13 protein-coding genes are annotated in these 17,380 nt (G+C 70.4%); 5 read left to right on the top strand and 8 right to left on the bottom strand.

Features of this window, described 5'->3' with window-relative positions; genetic code table 11:
* Positions 1-4: 4 nt before the first annotated feature.
* The 8 genes from RAN53_RS13265 to RAN53_RS13230 all read right to left on the bottom strand — a co-directional run bounded on the left by RAN53_RS13265 (position 5) and on the right by RAN53_RS13230 (position 10,148).
* Entirely contained in the window at positions 5-2,371 is a 2,367-nt protein-coding gene (locus tag RAN53_RS13265; protein ID WP_305797290.1) for an ABC transporter permease, read from the bottom strand.
* Positions 2,372-2,375: 4 nt separating this feature from the next.
* On the bottom strand, positions 2,376-3,107 hold the full coding sequence (locus RAN53_RS13260; protein WP_305797289.1) for an ABC transporter ATP-binding protein: 732 nt from the start codon (positions 3,105-3,107) through the stop codon (positions 2,376-2,378).
* A gap of 83 nt (positions 3,108-3,190) precedes the next feature.
* A complete protein-coding gene (locus RAN53_RS13255) occupies positions 3,191-4,399 on the bottom strand; it encodes an MFS transporter (protein ID WP_305797288.1) in 1,209 nt (402 codons plus the stop codon).
* The gene (locus RAN53_RS13250) at positions 4,389-4,940 is read right to left on the bottom strand and encodes a hypothetical protein (protein ID WP_305797287.1); all 552 of its coding nucleotides are present in this window, start codon (positions 4,938-4,940) and stop codon (positions 4,389-4,391) included. Before RAN53_RS13250 ends, RAN53_RS13255 begins: the two co-directional genes overlap by 11 nt.
* 69 nt (positions 4,941-5,009) lie before the next feature.
* A complete protein-coding gene (locus tag RAN53_RS13245; protein WP_305797286.1) occupies positions 5,010-6,332 on the bottom strand; it encodes a DEAD/DEAH box helicase in 1,323 nt (440 codons plus the stop codon).
* A gap of 152 nt (positions 6,333-6,484) precedes the next feature.
* On the bottom strand, positions 6,485-7,078 hold the full coding sequence (locus RAN53_RS13240) for a membrane integrity-associated transporter subunit PqiC (RefSeq protein ID WP_305797285.1): 594 nt from the start codon (positions 7,076-7,078) through the stop codon (positions 6,485-6,487).
* A 32-nt stretch (positions 7,079-7,110) separates the two neighbouring features.
* Positions 7,111-8,787, bottom strand: coding sequence for an intermembrane transport protein PqiB (pqiB, locus tag RAN53_RS13235; RefSeq protein WP_305797284.1), 1,677 nt, complete (start codon positions 8,785-8,787; stop codon positions 7,111-7,113).
* Positions 8,784-10,148 carry a PqiA/YebS family transporter subunit gene (locus RAN53_RS13230; RefSeq protein WP_414842988.1) on the bottom strand — a complete coding sequence of 455 codons (1,365 nt, stop codon included), beginning with the start codon at positions 10,146-10,148 and terminating at the stop codon, positions 8,784-8,786. The genes pqiB and RAN53_RS13230 overlap by 4 nt, the downstream gene beginning before the upstream one ends.
* Before the next feature lie 182 nt (positions 10,149-10,330).
* Between RAN53_RS13230 and RAN53_RS13225 the strand changes: the two genes are divergently transcribed.
* From RAN53_RS13225 to cydC, 5 genes are all read left to right on the top strand, one after another.
* Entirely contained in the window at positions 10,331-11,314 is a 984-nt protein-coding gene (locus tag RAN53_RS13225; RefSeq protein WP_305797283.1) for a calcium/sodium antiporter, read from the top strand.
* Between the two features lie 219 nt (positions 11,315-11,533).
* On the top strand, positions 11,534-12,946 hold the full coding sequence (locus tag RAN53_RS13220) for a cytochrome ubiquinol oxidase subunit I (protein WP_305797282.1): 1,413 nt from the start codon (positions 11,534-11,536) through the stop codon (positions 12,944-12,946).
* 1 nt (position 12,947) lies between these two features.
* On the top strand, positions 12,948-13,949 hold the full coding sequence (gene cydB / locus RAN53_RS13215; RefSeq protein WP_305797281.1) for a cytochrome d ubiquinol oxidase subunit II: 1,002 nt from the start codon (positions 12,948-12,950) through the stop codon (positions 13,947-13,949).
* A gap of 3 nt (positions 13,950-13,952) precedes the next feature.
* Entirely contained in the window at positions 13,953-15,626 is a 1,674-nt protein-coding gene (gene cydD / locus RAN53_RS13210; RefSeq protein ID WP_305797280.1) for a thiol reductant ABC exporter subunit CydD, read from the top strand.
* Positions 15,623-17,350, top strand: coding sequence for a thiol reductant ABC exporter subunit CydC (gene cydC / locus RAN53_RS13205; RefSeq protein WP_305797279.1), 1,728 nt, complete (start codon positions 15,623-15,625; stop codon positions 17,348-17,350). The genes cydD and cydC overlap by 4 nt, the downstream gene beginning before the upstream one ends.
* Positions 17,351-17,380: the final 30 nt, after the last annotated feature.

The raw sequence follows: 17,380 nt of genomic DNA, 5'->3' as shown, positions 1-17,380 counted from the left end.
CCGATTAAGCTGACGCCTTGAGCGAGCTGACCATGTCCAGCCGGTTCAGGCGACGTACCAGCATGATACCGACCAGCAGCGATGCCACCAGCACGCCACCGGCGGCGATGCCGAATGCCTGGGGGGTGAGGACCAGCGGGATGCGGAACATGTCGTTGCTGAAGGCCTGGTTGAGCAGGCGGCTGAAGACAATCCCGAGGGCCCAGCCCGGTGGAATGGCGACCAGCGTCACCAGGGCGATCTCGCCGAGCAGGATGCGGGCCACCTCCACTCGGGTGTAGCCCAGCACCCGCAGGGTGGCCAGCTCCCGTGCCCGTTCGGCAAGGGCGATGCGGGCATCGTTGTAGACCACGCCGAAGGCGATGGAGGAGGCAATGGCCACGAAGATCAGCGCGAACAGCAGCAGCGTCTCGTCCAGATAGTCGCGGATACCGCGTTCGGCCTCATCCAGCAGGCCAATGGCCGCCACCCCGGGCATCTCCCAGAGAGCCGCGTTGAGTGCCTCGCGGTGGGCATCATCCACCAGCAGCCAGGCCCCGCTGATCGCGGGCCCTTCATCCAGCAGGGTGTTGAGTCGTCGGCGCGGCAGATAGGCACCCACTCCCAGCGGCTCGTCCACCAGTGCGGTGAGGGTGAGCGCCAGGCGTTGGCGCCTGCCCTCCATCACCTGCACCTCCAGGGTGTCACCTACCCGGGCGTCCAGCGACTCGGCCAGCCAGCGAGTCAGCATCATGCCCGCCTCGGGCAGGCGTTGGGGGCGACCCTGAGCGTCCAGCACCTGGCGCAGCTGCGGCCTGGCCTCCATGCCCAGCAGGGCGGTGCGCTCCTCGCGATGGCCGTGTATCAGCGTCACCGGGACCCGGCGCCAGCCCTCCACCGCCAGCACGCCCGGCAGGTGGCGCAGCTCCCCCAGGGCCCGGGTCGATGTCGGCTCGTTGAAGGTCAGCTCCACGTCCATGCGCAGCACCTGACGATACTGCTGGTCGACCATCGCCTCCACCGCATCGAGCTGATAGGCCCCCATCATCAGCAGCGCCACGGAGAGGGCGATGCCGGTGACCGAGAGGCTCGCCTTGGCGGGATGGCGGCCGAGGTTGCGCATCACGATACGCCCCGCGTGGCCGAGCAGCGCCCCGGGCAGCAGGCGCTCGAGCCAGGTGCGGCGGAAGCGTTGCGGTGCCGGGGGGCGCATGGCCTCGGCGGGCGGGCGGCGTACCGCTCGCCACACCGCCCGCCAGGTGCCGAGGAGCGCTGCCAGGCTGACGATGGCCAGCGACAGGAGCAGCGCCCAGGCGGGTATCCGGAAGGGCATCTCGGGGAAGCGGAAATAGTCGCGATAGATGGTGGCCAGGCCGCTCGCGGCCCAGGCGCCGAGCGACACCCCGAGCGCCCAGCCGAGCAGCACGATCGCCCCGGCCAGCAGGGCGAAGTGGCGAGCCAGTTCACGGTCGTGATAGCCGAAGGCCTTGAGCATCGCGACCTGCTCGCGCTGGGTCTGGATCAGGCGGCCCATCACCACGTTGAGCAGGAAGGCCGACACGGAGAGAAAGATCGCCGGCAGCACCGTGGCCTGGATGCGTTGCTGGGCGAGCTCCTCCTCGATGAAGCGGTGGGAGGGCTGCTCATCCCGGCTCCAGGCACCGGTGCCGCCGTAGCGGGCCAGGACCAGGTCCAGGGCGTCGATCACCTCCTCGCGGCGGGCACCGGCCTGCAGGGTCAGGCTGAGGCGGTTGAAGGCGCCCTGCATGCCATGGGCGTTGGCCAGGGCGCGGCGGTTCATCCACAGCACGGCGTAGCGTCGATAGTCGGGCATCAGGTCGCTGGGGGCGACCTGGTAGAGGAACTCCGGGCTCAGGGCGATGCCAGTGAGCCTGAGAGGAACACGGCGCCCGTTGATGATCGCCTCCAGGCGGTCGCCCGGCACCAGGCCGTGGGCCTCGGCGAAGGCGTCCGAGACCACCGCCTGGTCGTCGCGGCCCGCCTCGGGCAGGCTACCGGCGACCAGGTGGAGGCGGTTGAGCAGTGGCTGGCGACCGTCGGGGATCGACAGTGCCAGGCCGCGGATGGGGTCCCGGAAGCCGGCCAGCGAAAGACGCATGGCGGCCTGCACCCGAGGCTCGATCAGGTTGACCCCCTCGATCTCCTGGAGGCGCTCGACCAGGCCGAGCGGCGCGCGCTTCACGTCGGCAAATACCTCGGCGAAGTGGTGACTGGCGTAGAAGCGGTCCCGGGCACCGGAGAGCGCGTCCAGGGTGGTCACGGCGATGATCAGGGTCATCACGCCGCCGGCGATCACCACGGCGATCGCCAGTGCCTGGCCCTTGAGGCGCCACAGGTCGCGCAGCAGCTTGCGGTCCAGGGTGCGGGTCATGGGCTCACCAGCGCAGCTCGCAGGCGGGGCGGCGACGGGCATTGGCCTGGATCTCGTCGACCCTGCCGTCGCGCAGGCGGATCACCCGGTCGGTCATCTCGCCGATCACCTCGTTGTGGGTGATGATCGCCACCGCGGCACCGGTCTCGCGGTTGATCGTCTCGAGCACCTCGAGGACGCGTATGCCGGTACGGAAGTCCAGGGCGCCGGTGGGCTCGTCACACAGCAGCAGCTCGGGCTGCTTGGCCACGGCCCGGGCGATGGCCACTCGCTGCTGTTCGCCACCGGAGAGCTGGGAGGGAAAGTGGTCGAGTCGCTCGCCCAGCCCCACCAGGGTCAGGGCGGTCTCGGGGGGCATGGGGTCACGGGCGATCTCGGTGACGATGGCCACGTTCTCGCGGGCGGTGAGGCTCGAGATGAGGTTGTAGAACTGGAACACGAAGCCGACATGGTGGCGACGATAGCGGGTGAGCTCACGCTGGCTGGCGCGGCCGAGATCCTGGGCGTGGCCGTGACGATCGATATGGCGCACCTCGCCCTCGCTGGCGCTGTCGAGGCCGCCCAGGATATTGAGCAGGGTGGACTTGCCGGAACCCGAGGCGCCCAGCAATACCAGCAGTTCGCCGTGATAGAGGGCCATATCCACGCCGCGCAGGGCCTGGATGGTGACCTCGCCCATGCGATAGCGGCGCGTCAGCCCCTGGGCCTCCAGGGCGATCTCCTTGCCGTCATCCACTGCGGGCCCTCCTGGCGATGCACTGCCCTCAGTCTAGCGGTGGGGCGGCATTCCGGCATTGACCCGGTGCAGGCGGCGTACCGTCAGCGGGTCACCACCTGCCCGCCGTCGTCGATCTCCAGGCGGCGATTGCGGCCGGCAAACAGCGCGAAGCCGGCGGCGAGCGCGCAGATGGCCACCAGCACGCCGGTGATGGCGGTGAGGCCCAGGCCGAACTGGAGCATCACGCCCACGCCCAGCGGGCCCATGGCGGCCAGGGTGTAGCCACCGCCCTGGGCCAGCCCGGAGAGCTTGCCGGCCAGCCGCGAGTTGCCGGTGCGCAGCACGATCAGCGTCAGGGCGAGGCTGAAACTGCCGCCCTGGCCGAGGCCGAGGAGGACCACGCCGAGCCAGCGCAGGGAGGGCGTGGCCTGCAGCAGCAGCCAGAATCCCGTGGCGCTCAGCGACAACACGCTGAGCAGGGCAGGCCGCTGGTCCCGGCCCAGGCGCGCCAGCCAGGGGGCGGCCAGGGCGGCGGGCAACTGCACCATCACCGAGGCGCCCATCATCCAGCCCGCCTCGGCCTCGCCGTAGCCACGGGCCACCAGCAGGGTGGGCAGCCAGCCGAAGACGATATAGGCCAGCGATGACTGCAGGCCCATCAGCAGCATGACCTGCCAGGCCAGCGGCTGGCCCAGCACCGAGCGCATCGAGCCGCCGCCCCCCGGCAGCGCCGCCTCGTCGCGGCGGGGGGCCAGCGCCAGCCAGGCCACCAGGGCGATCAGCGCCAGCGCCGACCAGCTGGCAAGCCCCAGGTGCCAGGCGCCCAGCCAATCGGCCAGCGGAATGCTCAGCCCCGCCCCCAGGGCCCCGCCCAGGCACAGCGCCATGGTGTAGACGCCGGTCATCAGGTCCGCCCCGGCGGGGAGTTCGCGCTTGACCAGGGCCGGCAGCAGGGTGCCGGCCACGCCGATGGCGGCGCCGACCATCAGGGTGCCGAGGAAGAGGGTGGCGATCAGCGGCACGCCACGCAGCGCAAGGCCCGCGGCCAGCAGCGCCAGGCCGGTGGCCAGGGCGCGTTCGGGTCCCAGGCGCTTGGCCAGCCAGGGGGCCATGGGGGCGAATATGCCCAGGCAGAGCACGGGCAGGGTGGTAAGAGCCCCGATGGCCAGTGGCGAGAGTCCGGTATCCTGCTGTATGCGGGTGAGCACCGGCGCCAGGGAGGAGAGGGCGGGGCGCAGGTTGAGTCCCACCAGCACCATCAGGGCAATGAACAGGGCCAGGCCGGCCTTCGGCGGACGCTCAGCCATCATCGTTGCGTCGTTCCCAGCCGGGCTTGGGTCGTGGGGCACGCTGCGGCCCCGCGTCACGGGAGGCGATCAGCGGATGGTCCTCTGTGCGGTTCTCGGGGCGGAAGACCACCTCGCCCGGCCGCCGGGGGGCCTCCTGCTCCGCCTGGCGGCGGATGCCGGAGACATCCTCGGCGCTAACCAGGGCGCCGCTGCCGCCCAGGGGGTCCGGGCGGGCCACCAGGCGACCCTCGAAGGTCCAGCAACGCTGGGGCGCCTGGGCGAGCTGCCAGTCGCGCCCCTGCCAGCGGGCCTGGCCATCGGGAAGCAGCTGCAACTCGTCGATCGACACCAGCGCCTGGAAGAGTCGCGCATTGAGCACGGCTCCGCCCGCCACCATGGTGACGGGCCCTTGATAAGCGGAGTCGGCCAGCGCCGCCAGCACCGCCTTGCGGCTGGGCTTGGCGGGCAGGGTGGCGCGCCCACACAGGTGGAGCAGGTCGTTGTCGACCTGCTTTATCACCCAGACCTCGATGGGCTGCTTGCCGAACATTCGTTTCAGCATGGTGGTGAGACATTTGGTGGAGGAGGCGGACTACATTCGCATATTGCGATGCTCTCTGCCAGTACGGCGTCAGGCCTGCTGGCGACCGCCGCCGCCGCCACGCCGGCGACGGCGGGTGGCCGAGGGCTGCTCGGCGCTCCGGCGTTGTCCCTGGCCACGATTCTGGCCGGCGTCACCGCGCTGCTGGCCATTGCCGCCGCGGCCACCGCCACCGCCGCGACGGTTGCGGCCGTTCTCGATGGGCTCGGGCTTGGCATTGGGGTCGGGCTCGAAGCCGGGCTCGATGCGCTTCTCCAGGTCGCGCTTGATCAGCCGCTCGATGCCCTTGAGCAGGCCGTGTTCGTCGACGCAGACCAGCGATACCGCCTGGCCTTCGCTGCCGGCGCGGCCGGTGCGGCCGATGCGGTGCACATAGTCCTCGGCGACGTTGGGCAGCTCGAAGTTGACCACATGGGGCAGCTCCTCGATATCCAGGCCGCGGGCGGCGATATCGGTGGCCACCAGCACCTGGAGGTCGCCGGTCTTGAAGGCGGCCAGCGCCTTGGTGCGCGCCGACTGGCTCTTGTTGCCATGGATCGCCATGGCCGGGATTTCCTGCTTGGAGAGCTGTTCGGCCAGGCGGTTGGCGCCGTGCTTGGTGCGGGTGAAGACCAGCACCTGATGCCAGTCGTGCGCGGTGATCAGGTGGGCCAGCAGCTCGCGCTTCTTCTCGCGGTCGACGCGATAGATCGCCTGGTCGACGAGCTCGGCGGTGGTGTTGCGGCGGGCTACCTCGATCATCTCGGGGTCGTCGAGCAGCTTGCCCGCCAGCGCCTGGATCTCGTTGGAGAAGGTCGCCGAGAACAGCAGGTTCTGGCGCTTCTCGGGCAGCACGCGCAGGATCTTCTTGATGTCGTGAATGAAGCCCATGTCGAGCATGCGGTCGGCTTCGTCGAGCACCAGGATCTCGACCCTGGACAGGTCGACGTGCTTCTGTTGCTGCAGGTCGAGCAGGCGCCCCGGGGTGGCGACCAGCACGTCCAGGCCGCCGCGAATGGCGTCCACCTGGGGCTGCTGGCCCACGCCGCCGAAGATCACGTGGCTCTTCAGGGTCAGGTGGCGACCATAGTCGGCCACGCTCTCGCCCACCTGGGCGGCCAGCTCGCGGGTCGGCGTCAGCACCAGCGCACGCACCTGGCGCTTGCCGGGACGCGGGCCGTCGGCCAGGCGCTGCAGCATCGGCAGGGTGAAGCCGGCGGTCTTGCCGGTCCCGGTCTGGGCGCTGGCGAGCAGGTCGCCGCCCTTGAGCACGGCAGGAATCGCCTTGAGCTGGATCGGGGTCGGGGTGGTATAGCCTTGTGCCTCGACGGCACGGAGCAGTTCGGCACGCAGGCCGAGGTCGGAAAAGGTCATGCGGTCTCCGCAGAACACCTCGGCCGTGCCACGCAGTCGCGCGTGACCAGTCCCGGGCCGGGGCGTGAAAAATTCGGGGGTCAGGGCGCGGCAGGAGGGACTCGCTTTAGTGCCGCGAGCGCCATTATGCCAGATCGCTGGCCTCGGCGCAGCTACTCTTGCCGGCGCTCCTGCTCAATGACCGTGGCGAGCCGCTCGGCCACCTCGTCCCAGCCACGGCCCAGGGCGCGCACCAGCGCCGGGTAGCCGTCGGCCGCAAGGGCGCTCTCCACGTCCAGGCTGTGCATGGCGAGCAGGCTGCCATCGGCGGCGTAGAGCCGAAAGCGCCCGCCGATCACCGCCAGACCGTCGTGGCGGCCCTGGAAGCGGTCGATCTCCAGCGTCAGGCGCAGCGCCTGGGCCTCGCGGCTCCCGGGCTCGTCGAGCATGACCCGGGTATCGGGCAGGCGATTCGCCAGGCGGTCGCGCAGGGCGCGCTGCAGCTGGCGACCCAGGGCCTCGGCCCATTGGTGACCGCGGGCCTCCACCAGGGTGATGTCGTCGACCTGCATGACGATGCCATCCACGTCGAGGTAATGGGCGAGCCGCGGCGAGGCGAGCAGCAGCTGGTGGCGGGCCTCGGCACCGGCCGCGTCCTGGACCTGGGCGGCGGGCAGGGTGTAGCGCTCGGGTGCCGGTGTGCTGCTGGCGCAGCCGCCCAGCAGCAGGCTCGTCAGGGCGGCGCCGATCCATCTCCTTGCCTTCATCTCGGGGTCTCCAGGGCGTCGGTCATAGTGGGTCAGTCCCGCGGTGCGCGGGGCGTGGGATCCTCGGCGTCCAGGCTGTCGAACAGCAGGGCGCGGGGGTTGTCGGAGAGGGTCCGGGCCACCGGCTGCAGGTCGCGCATCAGCCGCTCCAGGCGCTCCACCGCGCTCACCAGTTCCTGGTAGGCGGCGGACTCCGGCGAGAGGCCCTCCAGGGTGTCGCGCAGCTCGGCCAGGGTGGCGTTGAGGTTGGCGGGCACCTCGCGGGTGCCCGGATCCTCGAGCACTTCGCGCAGTGAGGCGGAGAGGGTGCGCACCTCCTCGAGCATCGCCTCGGAGCTTTGCAGGTTGCGGTCGAGCCCGGCGAGCAGCGGCTCCACCTCCAGGTCGTTGAGCTTGGCCAGCAGCTCGGTGATCTGCGACTCGATCAGCGCGAAGCCGCCGGAGGTGGTGGGGAAGACGCGCTGCTCGGCGAAGGTCAGCGGCGCGTACTCCTCCTCGAGGTCGCGGTGGAAGTTGAGATCCACGAACAACGCCCCGGTCAGCAGGTTGCCGCTCTTGAGGGTGGCGCGCAGCCCCAGTTCGAAGAAACGCTCATAGCGTCCTCGCCACTCGTCGATGTCGACCTCCTGGTTCTCGATGCCCAGGCGTTGGGGTTCGATGCGGATCAGCACCGGGATGGCGAAGCCACCGCGGCCGGTGGGCTGCTCGGCGGTGAAGTTCCAGGGCACGGCGGCCACGGTGCCCACGCGTACACCGCGGAACTCCACCGGCGCACCCTTGGAGAGGCCCCGCACCGAGTCATCGACCAGCAGCACGAACTCGAGGTAACGGTTGAAGGTCCCCTGGCGTGCGGTGTCCTCGTCCGGGTAGAGGTTGAAGGTGGTGTCGGCCGCCACCGTGCCGCCCAGCGGCAGGTCCTCGGGCACACCGAAGGTGACGCCACCGCCCAGCAGGGCCTCGAAGGATTCGACGTTGACCCGGAAGCCCTCGGAGTCCAGGCGCAGGTCGATGCCACTGGCCGACCAGAAGCGGGTGCTGTCGGTGACCAGGCTGGCGTAGGGGGCCTCGATGAAGACGCGATGCTGCATGCGTCGGGTCGTGGCGTCGAAGGTGGCCTCCTCGACGCGGCCCACGGTGTAGCCCTGGTAGGTCACCGGGTCGCCGACGCGCAGTGAGTTCCCCAGCTGGCTGATCAGGTTGATGCGCAGGCCAGCGGCACCGGCCGGTGCCACCGGGGCCTGGTCGCTGACCTCGAACTCGCGGGACTCGATCTCGCTCTGGCCGGGCTGAAGCTGGATATAGGCGCCGGAGAGCACGGTGCCAAGGCCACTGATGCCCTCGCGGCCGACGCGCGGCTTGACCACCCAGAACTGGCTGTCCTCGACCAGCATCGCCTCGTTGCCTGGCCCCATGCGCGCGGTGATCACCGCAGTGGAGAGGTCCTCGGAGAGGTGCACCTGCTCGACCCGGCCCACCTCCACGTTGCGGGTCTTGATCAGGGTGCTGCCGGCCTCGATGCCCTCGGCATTGCCGATGGTCAGGGTGATCTGGGGGCCGCGGCTGCGGTAGTTGTCCCACACCAGCCAGGCGCCGATCAGCAGCGCCACGATGGGCACGATCCAGATCGGCGAGAAGCGCGCCTGGGGCGTGGCCCTGGCACGCTGGAGGGGGTCGGAGGCGTCGTCGTGACGGGGTGCGTCTTCACTCATCCGGAATTTCCTTCAGGGTGTCGTCCATGGGGGAGGGACGTGCGTGGCGAGCGCTCGCTGCGGGGCAGCGGGCGGTCCCAGATCAGGCGGGGATCGAAGGTCATGGCGGCCAGCATGGTGATCACCACCACGGCGCCGAAGGCCAGGGCGGCGGGGCCGGGCTCGATGGACATCAGCGAGCCGGCGCGGATCAGCGCCACCAGGATAGCGACCACGAAGATGTCGATCATCGACCAGCGACCGATGAGCTCGGTGAGACGGTAGAGCCGGGTACGGGTGGCCGCGTTGAGCTCGCTGCTGCGGCGGACCACCAGGCACAACCAGGCGAGCGCCACCAGCTTGCCCACCGGCACGATCACGCTGGCGATGAAGATGATCGCGGCCACCGGCCAGGAACCCATCTGGATCAGCTCCACCACCCCGCCGACGATGGTGGAGGGAGAGCTCTGGCCCAGGCTGGTGGTGGTCATGATGGGGTAGACATTGGCCGGGATGTACATGATCGACGCGCCGGCCAGCAGGGCCCAGGTGCGCTGCACGCTGTGGGGGTGGCGGGCATGCAGTGTCTCGCCGCAGCGCGCGCAACGGCCATGGCCGTTGGCATCGAGTCGGCCGATCAGGCCACAGGTGTGACAGCCGGAGAGTCCCTGGGGGGCGGCGGTCTCCCCGGTTCGGGTGCCCTCCGGGGCGCGGGGTTCACCGGTCAGGGAGAACCACATCCAGTCGGCATCCAGCGACTGGGTGGTCATCAGCAGCAGCAGGGCGAAGGCGCAGAATGACCAGAACGATACGCCCAGGTCGATGTCGGCCATGCCGGCGATCTTGATCAGGCTCACCAGGGCGCCAATGATGAACACATCGGCCATCATCCAGGGGGTGAGGTGCGCAAGCGAACGGGCGATGGTGCGGCTGGCCGGCAGCGGGTCGTCACGCAGCAGCCCCAGTTGCAGCCAGATCACCCCGGCCAGGTAGACCGCCGGGAGCACGACGATGGTCATGATCACCGCACCGCCCACCACCGGCTGGTGGAAGCCGATCAGGGTGGTGGCGGTCTGGGTCAGTTCGATGCGGTTGCCGATGCCGCCCACGCTGAAGCTGAGGAAGGGAAAGGCGAGCGCCAGGCCCAGGGCCATGAGGGCCGCCAGGGCCAGGGCCATGCTGCGCTGGGCGGGTCGGAAGTGGCGTTTGACCAGGGTATGCCCGCAGCGCGGGCAGTCGGCCTTTTCGCCGGGGCGCAGCGGTGGCAGTGCCACGACCCAGTCGCACTCCTCACAGGCGCGCAGGCGCCGCCGCGCGCGACTCTCCGGCGGCGTGCGTTCCACTCGGGGCGCCTCGCCCTGCAGCAGCGGCGGGGAGGTCAGGCGGTGGCGGATGCGCAGGGGGGGCGTGGCCAAGGGGTGTCGTCTCTCCAGGGGCTCGGCTTCACTCGATGCCCGGCGCCGGCGTACACTCGCCGGGCCGTGGGCAGGTGGAAAGTGTGACACGTCCCCGCGGGCACTACCATATTCCAACATGCAAACCTGAATGTAACGGGAACGAGACGATGATCCTACCCGCGGTAGCGGTAGTGGCAGGCTTGATCCTGCTGGTATGGAGCGCCGAGCGCTTCGTCGATGGCGCGGCGGCGACCTCCGCTCGCCTGGGGCTCTCCCCCTTGTTGATCGGGATGCTGGTGATCGGCTTCGGCACCTCCGCGCCGGAGCTGGTGGTCTCGGCGCTGGCGGCGGGGCAGGGCAATCCCGGCCTGGCGCTGGGCAACGCCTATGGCTCCAACATCGCCAACATCGGCCTGATCCTGGGGCTGGTGGCACTGATCGCGCCGCTGGCGGTGCACTCCTCGGTGGTGCGTCGCGAGCTGCCGGTGCTGGGTGCGGTGACGCTGCTCTCGGCGCTGCTGATGTGGGGGGGCATGATCGGTCGACTGGAGGGCGTGCTGCTGCTGGTGCTGCTGGCGGCCTTCATGGGCGTCAGTATCTGGCGGGCCCGCGGCGAGGGCGCAGACCCGCTGGCCGCCGAGACCGAGGAGAGCCTGCAGGTTCATCCCATGAGCCTGAAGGTCGGCCTGGTCTGGACCGGCGTCGGCCTGGTGCTGCTGGTGATCAGCTCGCGCATCCTGGTATGGGGGGCGGTGGCCATCGCTCAGGGGTTCGGGGTCAGCGACCTGATCATCGGCCTGACCGTGGTGGCGGTGGGCACCTCGCTGCCCGAACTCGCCTCGTCGATCAGCGCGCTGCGTCGCCGCGAGCACGACCTGGTGCTGGGCAACGTGGTCGGCTCCAACCTCTTCAATACCCTGGGCGTGGTCGGCCTCGCGGCGGTGATCCACCCCATCGAGGTGGGCGCCGAGGTGCTGCTGCGCGACTGGAGCCTGATGACCGTCATGACGGTCATGCTGGCGGTGTTCGCCATGGGCTGGCGGGGGCGCGAGGGGCGCATCAACCGCTTCGAGGGGGCGGCGCTGCTGGCGATGTTCCTCGCCTACACCGGCTGGATGGTGAACCTGGTGATCAGCGGTGGTGCCGGCTGACGGCCGGCTGCGACAACGCGACACCCCCTCAAGGCGGGGGTGTCGCGCTAGAGTAGCGTTACATCCGACGGGCGCCTAGGCTTTGCCTGTCCCCTGGTGTCCAGGAGGAATGCGTCACGGCACCGGCGGCTGCCGGTCCCCGAGGCACAATGCGCGCCGCGGCGCGCATCCGCATCCCTTGCGACCTTCTCGAGTTACCCGTGTAACGAGGCAAGCGTCATGGAACTGGATCCTCTCCTGCTGTCGCGGCTGCAATTCGCCTTCGTGGTCTCCTTCCACGCCATCTTTCCGGTGTTCACCATCGGCCTGGCGTCCTATATCGCCGTGCTCAACGGCCTCTTCTACAAGACGGAAAACCCCGCCTGGGATCGCCTGGCGCTGTTCTGGACCAGGGTCTTCGCCGTGGTGTTCGGCATGGGCGTGGTGTCGGGCATCGTGATGTCCTTCCAGTTCGGCACCAACTGGAGCAACTTCTCCTACGCTACCGCCAACTTCATGGGACCGATGCTCAGCTACGAGGTGGTCACGGCCTTCTTCCTGGAGGCGGCCTTCCTCGGGGTGCTGCTGTTCGGCCGGGGCAAGGTCCCCCAGGGGGTGCACCTCTTCGCCTCGCTCATGGTGGCGCTGGGCACCTTCATCTCCTCGTTCTGGATCCTCTCCGCCAACAGCTGGATGCAGACCCCGGCCGGTGCCGAGCTGATCGATGGCCGCTTCCATATCACCGACTGGGCGGCGGCCATCTTCAATCCCTCCTTCCCGTGGCGCTTCTCCCACAAGGTGATGGCGTCGTTCGTCACCGGCGGCTTCGTGGTGGCGGGTGTCAGCGCCTGGTATCTGCTGATCGGCCGTGACGTCGAGGCCAACCGCCGGGCGCTCTCCATGTGCCTGTGGCTGCTGCTGGTGCTGACCCCCGCCCAGGCGGTGATCGGCGACTTCCACGGTCTCAATACCCTGGAACACCAGCCCACCAAGGTGGCCGCCATGGAGGGCAACTGGGAGACCGGGCCCAACGTGCCGCTGCTGCTGGCCGCCTGGCCCGACCAGGCGGCCCAGGGCAACCGCTTCGAGATCGGCATCCCCAACCTGGCCAGCCTGATCCTGACCCACCATGCCGATGGCGAGGTTCCCGGGATCAGCGAGGTGCCGGAGGAGGAGCAGCCGCCGGTGTGGCTGGTGTTCTGGTCGTTCCGGGTCATGGTCGGGCTGGGCTTCCTGATGATCGGGGTCGCCCTGGCCGGGCTGTGGCTGCGTCGCGGTGGCCGCCTCTATCGGCATCGCGGCTTCCTGCAGACGCTGCGCGTGATGAGCGTGACGCCCTTCATCGCGGTGCTGGCCGGCTGGTTCGTGACCGAGACCGGGCGCGCACCCTGGCTGGTCTACGGCATCATGACCCACGCGGAGGGGGTGACCCCGTCGCTGACCGGTGGCATGGCGCTGTTCACCCTGCTCGGCTACATGGCGGTCTACGCCGTGGTGTTCGCCTGCGGTCTCTATTACCTGACCCGGGTGGTGCGCCAGGGCATGTTGCCCGAATCGGGTGACGACACCGGTGAGGCCCATCACGCCAAGCGTCCCTTCTCGGCAGTCAACGCCCGCTTCGACGACGATGCGGCCCCGACCTGGAGGCAGTGACATGGAATCCTTCGATCTCTCCGTGATCTGGGCGCTGATCATCGGCTTCGGCGTGATCATGTACGTGCTCATGGATGGCTTCGACCTCGGCCTCGGCATCCTCTACCCCTTCGCGCCGAACGAGGAGGCCCGGGACGTGATGATGAACTCCGTGGCGCCGGTGTGGGATGGCAACGAGACCTGGCTGGTGCTGGGCGGGGCCGGCCTGCTGGGCGCCTTCCCGCTGGTCTACTCGGTCTATCTGCCGGCGCTCTATATCGGGGTCTTCCTGATGCTGGCCGGGCTGATCTTCCGCGGCATCGCCTTCGAGTTCCGCTTCAAGTCGCGGCGCAATCGGGTGTGGTGGAACCGCGCCTTCTGCTGGGGCTCCGCGGTGGCCGCCTTCGCCCAGGGGGCGGTGGTGGGCGCCTATATCGAGGGCTTCCCGGTGGAGGACTTCGTCTTCGTCGGCGGTGCCCTGGACTGGCTGACCCCCTTCGCGGTGCTCACCGGGGTCAGCCTGATGACGGGCTATGCGCTGCTCGGCGCCACCTGGCTGATCCTCAAGTCGGAAGGCGAGGTGCAGCGCTGGGCCTATCGCATCACCCCGGCCCTGCTGCTGGCGGTGCTCTCCGCCTTCGCCATGATCAGTTTCTGGACCCCGCTGGTGGACCCCGCGGTGTTCCAGCGCTGGTTCAACCATATCCACCTGATCTGGGTGCTGCCGACCCTGGCCCTGGCCTGTGCCGCCTGGCTGGTGATGGCCGTCTACCGTCGCCAGGAGGGCCAGCCGTTCATCGCCACCCTGGGGCTGTTCCTCTTCACCTACCTGGGCCTGGTGGCCAGCAAGTGGCCGGTGATCGTGCCGCCGAACTACACGATCTGGGACGCCGCCTCGGCGCCCGAGTCGCAGCTCTTCCTGCTGATCGGCGTGCTCTTCGTGATCCCCATCGTGCTGGCCTATACCGCCTGGACCTACTGGGTGTTCCGCGGCAAGGTCCGTCCCGGCGACGGCTACCACTAGGCGGTGGCCGGTCGCCGTAGCGTCACCGGGCGAGCGTCCCGGTGGCTGGCCGCGCATGCCGCCGCGCAGCGTCGCCGCCTCGGCCTGGCGGTCGCCGCCGGGATGGCCGCCACCCTGGCGACCATGGGGCAGCTGGCGCTGCTGGCCCGCTTCGTCAGCGAGCTGCTGGTCGAGAAGGTGCCGTCAGCCGCGCTGGTCCCCCTGGCGCTGGGCATGCTGGGACTGCTGGGGGGCCGCAGTCTGGCGCTGTTTACCCAGGAGCGACTGGGAGTCGCCGCCAGCCTGGCGTTGCGTCGTCGGGTGCGGGCCGAGCTGCTCGACCACCTGGCGCGCCTGGGGCCGGCGGGGCTCGCCGCGCGCCACTCGGCGTCGCTGGCCAGTCAGCTGGTGGAGCAGGTGGAGGCCCTGGATGGCTATGTGGCGCGCTATCGCCCCCAGCGACTACTGGCGGTCATCCAGCCGCTGCTGGTGCTCGCCGCCGTCGCCTGGCTCGACTGGCTGGCGGCGCTCTTCCTGGTGCTCTCGGCACCGCTGATCCCCTTGTTCATGGCCCTGGTGGGCATGGGTGCCGAGCGCCTCAATCGCGAACAGTTCGAGGCGGTATCGCGGCTCGCCGGCCACTTCATCGACCGCGTGCGGGCGGTCAGCACCCTGCAGCTCTTCGGTCGCACCCGGGAGGCCACCGACGAGGTCCATGCCGCCGCCGATGACTATCGCCGGCGCAGCCTGCGCACCCTGCGCGTGGCCTTCCTCTCCTCGGCGGTGCTGGAGTTCTTCGCCTCGGTGGCCATCGCCGTGGTGGCGATCTATGTCGGCTTCGGCCTGCTCGGCTATATCGGCTACGGCCCCTCGCCCGAGCTGACCCTCTACAGCGGCCTGCTGGTGCTGCTGTTCGCCCCGGAGTTCTTCCAGCCGCTGCGCGTGCTCTCCCAGCACTATCACGACCGTGCCGCGGCCCTGGGGGCGGCCGATGGCCTGGTGGCGCTGCTCGACGAGGACCCCGTGGCGCTGCGTGGCGAGTCCGAGGAGGCCCATCCGGCGCCGGCGGGCGAGCTGGTGCGCCTCGAGGGCGCCTGCGTCGACTACCCGGGGCGCGGCCGCGTGCTGGGGCCGCTGGACCTGACCCTGGTCCCGGGCGAGGTGGTGGCGATCACCGCCCCCTCGGGCGGGGGCAAGTCCACGCTGCTTTCGCTGCTCGCCGGCTTCCTGGGGCCGGGCGAGGGGCAGCGGCTGACGGCCCCGGGGCTGCGTTTCGCCTGGATGGACCAGCGCCCGCTGCTGATCCAGGGCAGCCTGGCCGACAACCTGCGCCTGGCCGCCCCCGGGGCGGATGACGAGAGGTGTCTCGAGGCGCTCCGGCGCGCCGGCCTGGGCGAGCTGCTCACACGGCTGCCCGCGGGGCTCGCCACGCCGCTGAGCGAGCGCGGCACCGGGCTCTCCGGGGGCCAGGCCCAGCGCCTGGCGCTGGCCAGGGTGTTTCTCGGCGATGCGCCGCTGGTGCTGCTCGACGAGCCCACGGCGAGCCTCGACGCCGAGACTGAAGCGCGGGTCATCGCCGCGCTGGGTGAACTCGCCGAGCAGGGGCGCTGCCTGGTCATCGCCACGCATCATCCGGCGTTGATGGCACTGGCCGACCGGCGCCTGGCACTGGATGCAAGGGGAGGGCGGTCGCCATGAAGCGCTCCGACGAGGGTCGCCGAGGCCTGCTCGCCGAGCTGGCCCCCTGGCTCGCCATGCTGGCCCGTCATCGCGGGCGGCTGGCCGGTGGCACCGGACTGATGGCGCTGACCCTGGTCGCGGCCATCGGCCTGCTGGCCCTCTCCGGCTGGTTCATCACCGCCACCGGCCTCACCGGGCTGCTGCTGGCCGCCGGCGTGGCGGCGCGGCTGGATGTCTACCTGCCCGGGGGCGGAATCCGCGCCTTCGCCGTGACCCGCACGGTGGCCCGCTACCTGGAGCGGCTCTACAACCACGACACCGTGCTGCGCCTGCTCGCCGACCTGCGCGGGCGCCTCTTCGCCGTGGTGGCCGGCCTCGACGCCCACGCCCTGGCGCAGCGTCGCGCCAGCGACTGGCTCAACCGCCTGACCGCCGATATCGACGCCCTGGACAGCCTCTTCCTGCGCCTGCTGGCACCCGCCGCGGTGGCGCTGCTGGCGATCCTGGGACTGGCGGCCTTCCTGGCCCTGTTCGCCCCGACGGTGGGACTCGCCGTGGGCGGGCTGCTGCTGGCAGGCTGGGCCTGGCTGGTGGTCGGCCAGGCGCGCCTGGGCATGGCCGCCAGCCGGCGCCAGGTCGCGGGTCGCGAGGCGCTGAGGGGGCGCCTGGTGGAGCAGCTTCAGGGGATGGCGGAACTGGAGGCCTACGGGGCCCTGGCCGATCATCGCCGACGCCTCGACGCCCTGGAGGCCGAACTCTACCGGGACCAGCGTCGGCTCGGCACCCTGGTGGCGCTGGGCAATGCCCTGTCTGTCATGCTGGTCGGGGCGGCCGCGCTCGCGGCGCTGTGGCTCGCCGCCACGGCCTGGCAGGCCGGTGGGCTCTCGGGCCCCCTGGCGGTGATGATGCCCCTGGCGGTGCTGGCCATGAGCGAGGCGCTGGCCGGCCTTCCCGCCGCCTTCACCTGGCTGGGGGCCACCCGGGGCGCGGCAGCAAGGCTCAACGGCCTGCGCCAGGCCGCGGACAAACCCGTGGCGGAGGCCGGCGAGGCACCACCCCCCGGGCCCCTCTCGGTCGAGATGGCGGCAGTATCGCTGCGCTACCCTGGCGCGCCGCTGCCGGCGCTTGAGGAGGTGTCTCTGCGTCTGGCCCCCGGCGAGCGGCTGGCGCTGTGCGGCGCCTCGGGGGCGGGCAAGTCCAGCGTGGTGGCGCTGCTGCTGCGCCAGCTCACTCCCGCCGCCGGCGAGATCCGGCTGGGTGATGCGGCGCTCTCGGCCTGGCCCGAGGCCGAGCTGCGTCGGCGCGTGGCGGCGCTGACCCAGCGCATCGACCTGCTCGACGACAGCCTGGCCGGCAACCTTCGGTTGGCCCGCCCCGAGGCCGGGGAGGGTGAGCTGTGGGCGGCGCTCGCCTGGGTGGAGCTGGCGGCCTGGGCCCAGGCCCTTCCCGAAGGGCTCGCGACAAGGGTGGGCGAGGGCGGCCGGCGCCTCTCCGGCGGCCAGGTGCGGCGCCTCGCCCTGGCGCGCCTGCACTTGATGGACCCCGACCTGGTGCTGCTCGACGAGCCCTTCGCCGGGCTGGACGCCGCCAGCGTGGCACGCCTGCGGCCGCGCCTGGATGCCTGGCTGTCGGGCCGCACCACGCTCTTCCTGGTCCATCAGCTGGATGGCGGGGCCTTCGATCCGCCGGGGATCGATCGGCGCCTGACGCTGGTCGAAGGACGCCTGGCAGGGTATACCTGAACCCGCTCAGCTTTCTTGAATCCACCTTCT

The sequence above is a fragment of the Halomonas sp. SSL-5 genome (assembly GCF_030708455.1).
Lineage (GTDB): Bacteria > Pseudomonadota > Gammaproteobacteria > Pseudomonadales > Halomonadaceae > Halomonas.
Note: the sequence above shows the minus strand (reverse complement) of the source record. Positions and strands in the feature narration are given on the sequence as shown.